This is a genomic window from Pseudomonas sp. Sample_22 (assembly GCF_004307635.1).
GTDB lineage: Bacteria > Pseudomonadota > Gammaproteobacteria > Pseudomonadales > Pseudomonadaceae > Aquipseudomonas.
Genome location: NZ_RCNY01000005.1, coordinates 62,143 through 74,166, shown reverse-complemented (window position 1 = coordinate 74,166; position 12,024 = coordinate 62,143). Strand labels below are relative to the sequence as shown.

The window sequence follows — 12,024 nt, the reverse complement described above, 5'->3', positions numbered from 1 at the left end:
CCCCCGTATGCACCCCAAACAAATGCTCCCGCAACGGCTTCGTAACCGCAGGATCCTCAATACAAATATTCAATTCACTGTCTACCTGCATACTGCGGGTATTGATGTTCGCTGAGCCCAGCGTGGTAAAAACATCGTCGACAATCATCAACTTGCTGTGCACATACACATCCATCCACTGTCCGGGCGGTGAGTCTGGCGCCACCAACGTACAGATATGCACTTTCAGCCCGGGAATTTCGGACGGTGAAATAATTTCCCGATCAAGGCCTGGAAGTCTTTTTTCGAGCGTTTCAACCTTGGCCCGTGCCTGCGCCAGGTTGGTTTTCAGCGTTTCGTAATAGCGCGCCGCCGACGCCTCAGGGTCAGTGCCGTATATTCTTTCAAAAACCCCTTTGTTCACCGTGGCCAAACGTTCTGCTTGTTTGGCTTGCTCAATGTCGGCCAACAATTGGTCACGACGTTCGGCTCTGGCCACCCCCGGCATCAGTTCCGGACGCCCCAATTGCTTCAACATGCGGAACGTATTGACCGAACCGTCACCCATGGCCTCCTGGGTGGAGTTGGTGACGACGAAGAGATAGAGCGGCCCATATGTTTCGGGATCGCGCCCGCCGTCGATGAGGGCTTGCGCAACGCTTTTGATCTTTTCCGCCAGGGGTGGCCAGCGAAAGTATTGGTTCTCGATGTAGATGAATCGGGTCGTGTTGTTGACGGCTTTCAAATACAGCTTCTCGATGTCTCGCTTGTTGTCCTGGCTTTGCGTCCTGAGGATCTGGGCCATGACGGCGGTACCATGCCCTGGTCGTACGTGAAGTTGCGGGGCGATGTGTTGACGAGAAGCCAGCAGGTCGATGCGGGTTTCTTTTTTCCAGGCCACACAAAAATTGTGATTCAGGTGCTCAAGCACCGGGCCGGTCACCCGGCTGGAAATATCCTGCCTGGGCGTTTCGCCATTGCGTCCGAACTGTGGGTGCAGTCGCTCGTAGCCGTGCTGGTCGTTGTCCCAGTAGGCATCCAGCGTGTTATGCCCCATGACAAAACCCACCGCGACCTGCGGTTTTTCATAATCCACCAGGACCATTTTCTGGTGATGGGTCGGTTCGGCAAACATCGCCACCGAACTCATGACTTTGTTGCGGGTACTGCGATCCTCATCCATCGATTTCATGGCCAGCCGCCAGGCAATCTCTGCCCGGTCAAGCAAGCCGAAGTCGCGGGTAACGAACTCGATGTTCTTGATGCTCAACGAGGGCTCATTGCCCCACATCAGCATGCGGAAGAAGCGTTGTCCCAGCTCGATCGGACCGGTTTCAGCACCGGTGTAGGCAAGCCGGATCTGCCGATACCACAACTTGTCATACTCGACTTGCGCGTCGTTTCGGTTTTGCCTGAACTTGCCGAACCAATTGGAAACGTTGTCACCCGGGGTCGAATTCTCCGAAGTCTGGGCCACGCGCAACGTGTCGTACCAGCACAGGATCCGGACTTGAACACCTTCGTTGGCTTTCTTGATCAGCAGATCTCCAATGCACAGCGAACTGGTGTCGCCCCGCTTGAAATACATCGAAGGCTGAAAGCCCCAGCAGATGATTTCCACGCTGCTTTTGGCCGCCAGGATGGCGTCATACACCGCACCGAACGCACGCTCGCCGTTGACCAGAGGTTCGAAAGTCGCGGGCACCGGATGGTATTCGGTGTTCTGCACGAACCACGGCAGGTTGAGCTGACATGACATGGTTTTGCTGGTGGCGACCGGGACAGTGATCGTGGGGGTGGTCATCTTCAAGCCTCCGGCTTCGGCGAGTTAAGTTGGGTGTATGCCTGGCGGAACTGACTGGCGTCATCCGGGGGCGTGATCTCGGGATGTGGCTGGCTCGAATGGCGTTGAAAACCCTGATTCGCCCGTTCGGCGTTGTCCGGATCATCCGTGTAGTCGCCTGCCACCGGCACGTTGTACTTGACCCCGTTAGCCAGCTCGACGCGGTAACGGCTGGTGGTGGCATGATGGTCAACGGCGATTTGGCCACTGGCATCCATGACGCCGTTTCCAGCCGGCGCGCCATCGGCGAACACCTTGTAAGGCATGCCTGCCCAGGGCTGATAACCTGCGACACTGCTTTGCCCCACCATCAATGTGAGCGTTTGCCTGAGCGAGGCTGTGGGCCACGCCGGGTTATCGCGATTGAGTTGCGCCGGGCCACTGAACGTTTTCTTCACACCCTTTACATCAACGGTGCCGGGCGCATGGATTTCGATATTGCCGTCTTTGATACGGATGTAGGCGCCGCCGCTGGTGAGCAGGATTTCCTCCTGCGCGGCGATCTCGACGGTGCGTGCGGTCGACGTAATGCGCACGCTGTCCCTGGCGGTGAGCTCGATGCAATCGCTCTGCGCCTGGATTTCGATCTTGCCTTTGGCCGCAAACAATTTGGCGCCCGCGGCCCGGGCAAACAGGCTGATCCCTTCAGCGACGCTGGCCAGCAATGACTTGCCGCTGGCGAGGTTGATGTCCTCACCCGTTGAGAGAGTCAACTGCTTGCCGCTGTGCAGGTGGGTATTTTGCGGCGTCGCAGTGGCGATGTCGGCCGGGGCCGAAGCGATCAGCAACGGTTTGTGGTAACCGGGGGTCTGGCCCCGGCCGCCACTGCTGATCGCTGCATCGGTATCACCCGCGTTGCGCGTTTGCCGCTTGGCGCTGGAAACGCTGTTGTCATTGCTGCCATAGTTAAGCTGAGTGTCGGCGGTCAGTTGCTCAAGGCTGTCGACGCCCCCCTGCATCGGCAGGGCATTGTGCTGCTGAGCGGCCTCGGACAATGCCCTTACGCGCTCCTGTGCATTCGTCAGTTGTAGCCGGGCTTCTCGAACATCGACCTGGCCGCCTTGAGCGTTGTTGCGCGGCCATGTGCTCAGATACAGCCCTTGCTGTGCGCGCAAGGCACCGTAGGCATCCGTACGTAACTCAAAACCGGTGCCGCGCAAGCCGCCGCGCTGATTGCCCTGTTGATCTATCAGGTAGCCGAGGTTCAGCTGGCTGTGTCCATGACTGCTGTGGATCTGGGTACGAACCTGGCCCGTGGAGTCGTCCATCACCCACTGGTTGTAGCCGCGCCCCTGGATTTCCCGGCTTTTATAACCACTCATCAAACCGCTTGAGTGCCAGGCGGGCTTATGCCCGCCGTAGACTTGCCCCATCACCAGTGGCCGGTCGATGTCGTTGTCGAGGAAGGTGATCACAACTTCCTCACCAGAGCGGGGCACATTCACACTCCCCCACTCCTGGCCGCTGCTGGCCTGCATCATGCGCAGCCAACATGAGCCCAGTTCGCCATCCTTTACCAGGCGGTCCCAATGGAAGCGTACGCAGATCCGATTAAGGCTGTCGGTAAAGACTTCGCGGCCGCTCGGGGCCACTACGACTGCGGTCTGCGGGCCGGGACTGGCCGGTTTGGCATGAGCGAACGGGCTGCGATAAGCGATGTCCAGACGCTGAGTCTCAAAGCGGTTCAGGTAGAAGCCTTCGCTTTTCACTGCGTACATCGACTGGCGCTGCTCGGATTCGAAAAGCGCATTCAGGCTGCCGGGCGGGCTGATTCGCTGCATGCCGACTGGCAGGTTGCTCTGGGCGAAGAACTCCACCGCGATGATCAGGAATTGGCGCTCCTTGATCGTCTTGAGTTCATACAACGGATGTTGGGCCAGTTCGAATCCATGACCGGGTTGCATCTGGCGCACGCCGCCTTGTCCCTGTATGCGTCTGGCAGCCGATTCGTCCTGTTCAATCTGCACGCGGCTGAGCCAATCGCCACGGTCGGGATTCTGCCAGGCATATTGCCCCCGGTATTGATAACGCTCGAGATCCGGTGGCGCCGATGCAGCAGGCAGCGCCACGGTTCGCGTGACCTGTGATCGGGCATGACAGAAATAGTCATTGCTGCTTGCTTGCACTGCACCATTGAGCAATCGGGCACCGGGGCTCCATTGAGTGATGCTGTCTTGCAGGTCGGCCGCCTGTTGCGTGTGGAACCGCAGGGTCGCCGGGGTGAGGGTCGGCAGGAACATGAGACTGTCAGTGAAAACGATGCAGTGACTGTCCACCTCATGTTGCACATACCAGAACAAACCTTCTTGCTCACACCAGCGCTGCACGAAATGGGCATCGGTCTCGTTGAACTGGGTGACGTAGGACAGCAGTGGATATTCCCGTGACAGTTCGAAGCGGTACGCTCCCCTCGCCTGGCTATAGTGCTGGAACACTTGGGCAAAGATGTCGGGAAGGCTCATTTCCTGCCAGATCCGGCAATCCACACGGTATTCCAACAGGCTGAACCAGGGAGCGAAGACCAGTTGCCAGTCGTCCAGCCCGCCGTCGCTTCCCAGGTAACGCACGCTTTCCACCCAGCCATGCCTGGGGCTGTAGCTACCGTCGTCCAGCTTGATGCCCAGTTGCACCGCCTGACCAATGAGTAGCTCCGGGTCGAATGCTGCAGCCTGATTGATCACGTCGACCGTGTAACGCGGCACTCGACCCATCCGCTCCTGACCATGGGCTCGCAGCGCGAACAGCTCTTGCCCTTGGGGTGTTGTCAGTTGCAACAAGCGCTCGGCCTGGCTCAGCGGATGGCCGAACGAGGACATCGCGGTGTCACTGATTGAATTCACCGTTCAAACTCCCTTTGTCATGAGTCCTTGATGCTTCAGCCGATCAGCCAGCCTTGGGTCTGGTTGGCCGAGGTAAAGTCCAATATCCAGACGGCGCAGCCAGGTTCAGCGCGGGCGGTCAGCCAGGCGAGGCCGATTTGTACCCATTGCTCGGTCACCGGCCCGAATCGAGCGCCAAGGGGGCTGAGGCAGATCTGTCGGTCAAGATCCAACCCGGGCAAAAAGTCCCGGGCATACTCGTTGAGCTGGATGAGCCGCTGGCGATCGAGCGCGCCACCTGAGATCAGCACGCTTACTCGCGCAAGATTAATGGCCGTAACCTCACACAGCGCTGTCATCAACCTTTCGAAAATTTGCGTATCGGGGCGAGCCCGTGAAGTGCGAGCAAGATGATCCAGTTCGATCGGCGCAAACAGCTTCAGGGGGCTGTGGGACCTCGGATCTGTCTGCGCCGATTGGCGGCGCAGCAGCACCGCACTAACCGCTTCGCCAGCCATCTCCTCAGGCGGACACAACGTTATCTGTTCCTCGCAGGCCCACGTGTCCAGGCTTAGGCACAACAGGTATTGCGCTCCCGCACTGTGAGCCAGAACCTCGGGCAACCACTGCGCCGCAGATTGTGTCTGCAGGTCAAAACCACGATGCGGCAATAGCTCAGTCGGCCAAAGGCTCAGGGCTCGATCAAGCCAGTCCATGGCGCGGACTGCACCCGGAACGAACAACACAACCTGAGTGTTGCGCCAGTCGATTGAATGCCGAAATGCCGGCGCCCATGTGTTCAGAGCTGCCTTGAGGATTTCGCTGGAGCGACCGAGCGCCTCGGCTTCCGGCCATCCTGTGGCCGGGGTGGCTAAACGGCGGACAGGCCGACTAAGTCCCCGCGTATCAAGCAGGCGTGGGTCTTGAATGACGTCGGCATGCAGCCCCGCCAGCTCACTCGCTGGCAACGGCGCGTCATATGAGCCACAAGGAAGCCAGACCCAGGCCCGGATAATGTCGACGCTGGCGGAGGCGAATTTGCCCTCGGGAAATACCATGCCTGCCAGACGTTGCTGCTCCTGCGCGGCCAAACGCCGCTCGGAGATTCGATCGTAGATACTCGTACGGATTGCCATCCCTAATCCTTAGAGAACGCCGGTGTCCTTTTGTGTAGCAACCAACCGCGCACCACAGGAAACCAGATCACCGTCGCGGGCCACCGCTCTGTCATCGACCAGCAGCGTTTCGTCACCACTGACGATGGAACACTCCCCGTGAGGGCAGGACACCCGATCGCCGAGTCTCGCAACCGCGAGACCATTGATAAAAGTCGAGGGTGATCCTTCAAGCACCCTCCCTCCGCCAGAAGTCGGGTCGTCGATAACGATGATTGGTCGCACAGGAATCGTCCGTGTTTGCACTGTGCTGCACGGTACTGACGGCAAACAATTGTCACAAGTCGGCGCATTCCGTAAAACTTGTAGCCTGGGATCGTAGGACGGCGTGGTCCTTGTCCTAGGACCGCCCAGCAACGAGATTACAAAGTGCCGATCTGCAAAAACGCCGAGCTGGTGAGGTTGCTGGCGCGAATGGAATTGGGCGATAGCATTCCGGATGAGTTGTATCGCAAGATTGCCGAGATCATCGCCTTTGCGTGGAATTTGAAAGACAAGTTTCCGGCGGGGCAGGATCCGGGTGCGGTCATGGTCGAGAAGGACATCACCGAACGCGGGGATGATTACTGAGGATTCAAGGACGCCATCGCGGGCAAGCCCGCTCCCACAATGATTGATGGTGCACACAAAGTTTGTGACCACCACTCAAACCCTGTGGGAGCGGGCTTGCCCGCGATGGCGATTTCAGGCCCTAACGACCTGATCAGTTCCTATGCAACTTGCTCATCAACTCCGCCTCAGCCTGGGTCAAGCCGCAGGACTGGGTCAGTTCGTCGACGCTCGCGCCCATCCCGACCAGTCGCGCCGCCTGGGCGAACGACAGGCTGGTGGGGTCGCGCTGTTCCAGCTGAACGAGTTTGTCCGGCAATGGCGCGACGATCGCACGTAGCTCATGCAGGTCTTCACCCATGCGCACGTTGCCATTCTGATAGTCGTCAACGCGCTTGCCCAGGTCCTTGATGCGCTGATCCCGCTGCGCATCACTCTGGGCCTGTTGTGCGGCGATCTGCTTCTGAGCGCGAATGTACGCCAGGAACATCGCCAGCGTGCCTGCCCAGAACAGGAACAGGACAATGACCGCAACCTCAAGAATCAATCAGATACTCTCCAGTTCCGACCATTCTTCTTCGCTCATCATCTTGTCCAGTTCGACCAGGATCAGCAGTTCGTTGTTCTTGTTGCACACGCCTTGAATGAACTTGGCGGATTCTTCGTTACCGACGTTTGGCGCGGTTTCGATTTCCGACTGACGCAGGTAAACCACTTCGGCCACGCTGTCGACCATGATCCCGACAACCTGCTTGTCGGCTTCGATGATGACGATACGGGTGTTGTCGCTGATTTCGGCATTCATCAGGCCGAAGCGCTGGCGGGTGTCGATCACGGTGACCACATTACCGCGCAGGTTGATGATGCCCAGCACGTAGCTCGGGGCACCCGGGACCGGGGCGATTTCGGTGTAGCGCAGGACTTCCTGAACGCGCATCACGTTGATGCCGTAGGTCTCGTTATCCAGCTTGAAGGTGACCCATTGCAGGATCGGATCTTCGGAACCTTTTGCCGCCGTTGCCTTGTCATTCATACCCTGACCCCTCAAGAAACCGCCCTGGCGGTGTTGTTCTGTTATGTAGTTTTATGCGGCGGTTTACTGCCGCCCATATGCTTTGCGCCGCCGCTGGCGATCAACTCGGCCAGCGCGGAAACGTCGAGCAACGCACACATGTGTTCAATCACCGTGCCGGCCAGCCATGGCCGCTGGCCACGGTGACTGCGCCACTTGATTTCGTTCGGGTCCAGGCGCAACGAACGACTGACTTGATGCACCGCCAGCCCCCATTCGTAACCCTGAACCGAAATGACGTATTGCAGGCCCTGCTTGAAATCGTCGCGATAACGGTCGGGCATGACCCAGCGAGCGGTATCCAGCACTTTCAGATTGCCAGCCTGGCTCGGCAGGATCCCGAGGAACCACTCCGGCTGCCCGAACAACGGCGTCAGTTCATGACCGGCCAGGGAATAAATCGAACCCAGGCACACCAGCGGCACCGCCAGGGTCAAGCCGGCGACATCGAACAACAGGCATTCGAACGGCTCGGCAGCCCAGGAAGGCCGATCGTCGGTTTCCAGCGGTGGCGGTGTGTTGGCGGGCGGCAGATGAACTTCGACCACCGGCGCCACCAGCGTTGGCTGCACCTCGGCAACCTTCGGTTCCGGCACTTGCTGTACTTCGGCGACGGGCGCCGCCAGTGTTTGCAGCAATGGCGCGATGGTCGATACCGCCGGCAGCATCGACGTGGGTGCTTCGATCACAGCAATTGCCGGACGTGCAGGCACTTCCATCGGCACGGCCGCTTTGGCGACCGGCTCGGCAGTAAAACCAGCCTGCCGGGCGTCACGAGCCTGCTCTTCAAGCACCGCGGCCTGGAACTCATCGAGTGCCGCTTCGTCTTCGACCACCTCAGGCAGCGGCTCAAGCGGAGCCAACAGTTCCTCGGTCACCTCTTGCAGAAGGTTGTCCAGATACGACTGCAGCGCCAATTGCGGACGCGACGTGAGTTTCAATGGCCGGTCAAGACTCATCTCACGCCACCTGCGGAACAAGTTGTGCCGCCAGCAGATGCTTGAGCAAGGCGCGGTAAGCCAGGACGCCGCGACTCTTGCCATCGAATTGCGAAGGCGTCAGCCCGGCCCGGCTGGCATCGCGCAGGCGGGTGTCCACCGGGATGTAGCCTTGCCAGATTTCTTCCGGAAATTTGTCGCGCAAGACGCGCAGCGTACCGAGGGACGCTTGGGTGCGGCGGTCGAACAACGTTGGCACGATGGTGAACGGCAACGCCTGTTTGCGGGATCGGTTGATCATCGCCAACGTGTTGACCATGCGCTCCAGGCCCTTGACCGCCAGGTGCTCGGTCTGCACCGGGATCACCAGCTGCTGGCTCGCCGCCAAGGCATTGACCATCAGCACACCGAGCAGCGGCGGGCTGTCGATCACCGCGTAATCGAAGTCTTGCCACAACTGCGCCAGGCTCTTGGCGATCACGAGTCCCAGCCCACTCTGCCCCGGCGACTGACGCTCGAGGGTCGCCAGCGCGGTGCTCGAAGGCAGCAGGGAAATGCGCGGGTCGCTGGTCGACAGCAGCAGCTGCCCCGGCAAGCCCTGGGGCACGTTGCCCTTGTGCAGGAACAGGTCGTAGTTGCTATGTTCCAGGCTGTCGGGGTCGTAACCGAAATAGCTGGTCATCGAGCCGTGGGGGTCGAGGTCGACCACAACCACGCGCTTGCCCGCCTCGGCCAGCAAACCGGCTAAAGCGATGGATGAAGTGGTTTTACCGACACCACCCTTTTGATTGGCGACTGCCCAGACTCTCATTCGGATTGTTCCTCCCGGCCCAATGAATCGACCGAGAAATAGCTCAACGTGTTAATGCGGGTGACGGAGAATTGACGGCGCTCTCTCGTACCGGCGACTTGACCGGGGTCGGTGCAGTTTGTGTGCCAGCACGCTTCAACGCGGCATCCGGTTGCGCATTGGCAGTTCCAGTGCCAGTCAGGCTGCGGCGCACATCGAGGTTGCGCGACACCACCAGCACCACCCGCCGATTACGTGCCCGGCCTTCTGCCGTGGCGTTGTTGGCGACCGGCTGGAATTCGCCATAGCCCACCGATGCCAGTCGACCGGGATTCACACCCTGCATCGCCAGCATGCGCACAATGCTGGCCGAGCGGGCCGACGACAGTTCCCAGTTGGTCGGGTACTGCGCGGTACGAATAGGCTGATCGTCGGTGAAGCCTTCGACATGAATCGGGTTGTCGAAGGGTTTCAGGATCGCCGCGACCTTATCGATGATGTTGAAAGCGATGTCACTGGGCATGGCGTCGCCACTGCCGAACAACAGGCTGGAGTTGAGCTCGATCTCCACCCACAACTCGTTGCCACGCACGGTCATCTGGTTGGACTGGATCAGATCACCGAACGCCGCACTGATGTCGTCGGCGATGCTCTTCAGCGGATCGCTGCTACCGGCGACGCCGGCGTCGACTTGCTCGCTGTCTTTGACCAACGGCTTGGCCGGGGTCACGGTCTTTGGTCGCTCCTCACCGATCGGAATCGGCTTGAGCGCGCGGTCGCTGTCGGTGAAAACACCGATCAGCGCCTCGGAGATGATCTTGTACTTGCCTTCGTTGATCGACGAGATCGAATACATCACCACGAAAAAAGCGAACAGCAGCGTGATGAAATCCGCGTAGGACACGAGCCAGCGCTCGTGGTTAACGTGTTCTTCCTGATGCCGACGACGAGCCATTAGGTTAGTCCCTTAATCCATGAAGCCTTGAAGCTTCAACTCAATGGAGCGTGGGTTTTCACCTTCGGCGATCGACAGAATCCCTTCCAACAACATTTCGCGATAACGCGATTGGCGCAACGCGATGGATTTGAGTTTGGCGGCAATCGGCAACAGCACCAGGTTGGCGCTGGCTACGCCATAAATGGTGGCGACGAACGCTACGGCGATGCCGCTGCCCAATTGCGACGGGTCAGCAAGGTTGCCCATCACATGGATCAGGCCCATTACTGCACCGATGATGCCGATGGTGGGCGCATAACCGCCCATGCTTTCGAAGACTTTGGCCGCTTCGATGTCGCGGCTTTCCTGAGTGTAGAAATCCACTTCCAGAATGCTGCGGATCGCTTCCGGTTCGGCGCCATCCACCAGCAATTGCAGGCCTTTGCGCGAGTAGTTGTCGGGTTCGGCGTCGGCCACCCCTTCCAGACCGAGCAAGCCTTCCTTGCGTGCGGTCAGGCTCCAGTTGACGACACGATCTACGCCGCCTGCCAGGTCGACACGCGGCGGAAAAAGAATCCACGCGAGAATCTGCATCGCACGCTTGAAGGCGCTCATTGGCGATTGCAGCAATGCCGCCCCAATGGTCCCGCCGAGTACGATCAAGGCTGCGGGCCCGTTGGCCAGCGCACCGAGATGGCCGCCTTCGAGGTAGTTGCCGCCGATGATGGCGACGAACGCCATGATGATGCCGATAAGGCTGAGAACATCCATCAGATACACGCCTCGACGATGTGCCGGCCAATGTCGTCCAGGCTGTACACCGCGTCAGCGAGTTCGGCTTTGACGATGGCCATCGGCATGCCGTAGATCACGCAGCTGGCTTCATCCTGCGCCCAGATCGAACTGCCGCCCTGCTTGAGCAGGCGCGCGCCCTCGCGACCATCGGCGCCCATGCCGGTCAACACCACCGCCAGAACTTTGTCACCGTAGGACTTGGCCGCCGAACCGAAGGTGATATCGACGCACGGTTTGTAATTCAAACGCTCGTCGCCCGGGAGGATTTTCACCGCCCCACGGCCGTCGATCATCATTTGCTTGCCGCCCGGTGCGAGCAGGGCCAGGCCAGGACGCAGGATATCGCCGTCCTCGGCTTCCTTGACGCTGATGCGGCAGAGTTTGTCCAGACGCTCGGCGAACGCCTTGGTGAACGCAGCGGGCATGTGCTGGATCAGCACGATCGGCGCCGGGAAGTTGGCCGGCAATTGGGTCAGCACCCGCTGCAAGGCAACCGGGCCGCCGGTAGACGTACCGATGGCCACCAGTTTGTAGGCTTTGCGTTTTGGCGCCGGCGATGACTGCGTGGGCGCATGGGTACGCGCCGGAATCGGAGCCGGTGCCGGACGCACAGCTGCGCTGCTGCCGTAACTGCTTGTGGAAGGCGTAGGCGTCGGAGCAGGTGCGGCCACCGGAGCCGGTGCACTGTAGGCGCTGACACGACGGTTGCTGCGCGAAATGCTCAGAATCTTTTCGCACAGCAGTTGCTTGACCTTCTCGGGGTTGCGCGAGATGTCTTCGAAATTCTTCGGCAGGAAATCCACCGCGCCGGCGTCCAGCGCATCGAGGGTAACCCGGGCGCCTTCGTGGGTCAGCGAGGAAAACATCAAGACCGGGGTCGGGCAGCGCTGCATGATGTGTCGCACCGCCGTGATGCCGTCCATCATTGGCATCTCGTAGTCCATGGTGATCACGTCCGGCTTGAGAGCCAGCGCCTGATCGATCGCCTCTTTTCCGTTGGTCGCGGTACCGACGACCTGGATATTCGAATCCGCTGAAAGAATTTCCGAGACGCGGCGGCGGAAAAACCCCGAATCATCCACCACCAGGACTTTGACTGCCATAAACACTCCGTTAGGCGGAGCGAG

Annotated in this window: 11 protein-coding genes and 1 pseudogene; 1 reads left to right on the top strand and 11 read right to left on the bottom strand. The window is 59.6% G+C overall.

Annotated elements, in window-relative coordinates:
• The 4 genes from D8U73_RS01050 to D8U73_RS01035 form a co-directional block, all read right to left on the bottom strand.
• The coding region (locus D8U73_RS01050; RefSeq protein ID WP_130903489.1) for a phospholipase D-like domain-containing protein at positions 1–1,783 on the bottom strand (1,783 nt) is incomplete at its 3' end.
• Positions 1,784–1,785: 2 nt separating this feature from the next.
• Entirely contained in the window at positions 1,786–4,662 is a 2,877-nt protein-coding gene (locus D8U73_RS01045; protein WP_130903488.1) for a type VI secretion system Vgr family protein, read from the bottom strand.
• 35 nt (positions 4,663–4,697) lie between these two features.
• A complete protein-coding gene (locus D8U73_RS01040; RefSeq protein WP_130903487.1) occupies positions 4,698–5,777 on the bottom strand; it encodes a hypothetical protein in 1,080 nt (359 codons plus the stop codon).
• Between the two features lie 9 nt (positions 5,778–5,786).
• Positions 5,787–6,041 carry a PAAR domain-containing protein gene (locus D8U73_RS01035; protein ID WP_130903486.1) on the bottom strand — a complete coding sequence of 85 codons (255 nt, stop codon included), beginning with the start codon at positions 6,039–6,041 and terminating at the stop codon, positions 5,787–5,789.
• Positions 6,042–6,173: 132 nt separating this feature from the next.
• Here D8U73_RS01035 and D8U73_RS01030 point away from each other — a divergent pair.
• Positions 6,174–6,386, top strand: a pseudogene (locus D8U73_RS01030) (EscU/YscU/HrcU family type III secretion system export apparatus switch protein); the annotation flags it as partial.
• A gap of 133 nt (positions 6,387–6,519) precedes the next feature.
• Here D8U73_RS01030 and D8U73_RS01025 read toward each other — a convergent pair.
• Genes D8U73_RS01025 through D8U73_RS00995 form a run of 7 tightly spaced genes read right to left on the bottom strand, consistent with a single transcriptional unit; the run spans position 6,520 to position 12,000 of the window.
• Positions 6,520–6,912, bottom strand: a complete 393-nt coding sequence (locus D8U73_RS01025) for a DUF2802 domain-containing protein (protein ID WP_056853000.1) — start codon at positions 6,910–6,912, stop codon at positions 6,520–6,522.
• The gene (locus tag D8U73_RS01020; protein WP_007980742.1) at positions 6,913–7,398 is read right to left on the bottom strand and encodes a chemotaxis protein CheW; all 486 of its coding nucleotides are present in this window, start codon (positions 7,396–7,398) and stop codon (positions 6,913–6,915) included.
• Positions 7,399–7,439: 41 nt separating this feature from the next.
• Entirely contained in the window at positions 7,440–8,396 is a 957-nt protein-coding gene (locus tag D8U73_RS01015) for a CheW domain-containing protein (protein ID WP_130903484.1), read from the bottom strand.
• A gap of 1 nt (position 8,397) precedes the next feature.
• Entirely contained in the window at positions 8,398–9,186 is a 789-nt protein-coding gene (locus tag D8U73_RS01010; RefSeq protein ID WP_056853002.1) for a ParA family protein, read from the bottom strand.
• Between the two features lie 43 nt (positions 9,187–9,229).
• Entirely contained in the window at positions 9,230–10,120 is an 891-nt protein-coding gene (gene motD, locus D8U73_RS01005) for a flagellar motor protein MotD (RefSeq protein WP_056853003.1), read from the bottom strand.
• A 12-nt stretch (positions 10,121–10,132) separates the two neighbouring features.
• The gene (locus tag D8U73_RS01000; protein WP_056853004.1) at positions 10,133–10,873 is read right to left on the bottom strand and encodes a flagellar motor protein; all 741 of its coding nucleotides are present in this window, start codon (positions 10,871–10,873) and stop codon (positions 10,133–10,135) included.
• Entirely contained in the window at positions 10,873–12,000 is a 1,128-nt protein-coding gene (locus tag D8U73_RS00995; RefSeq protein WP_130903483.1) for a chemotaxis response regulator protein-glutamate methylesterase, read from the bottom strand. The genes D8U73_RS01000 and D8U73_RS00995 overlap by 1 nt, the downstream gene beginning before the upstream one ends.
• Between the last annotated feature and the right edge of the window lie 24 nt (positions 12,001–12,024).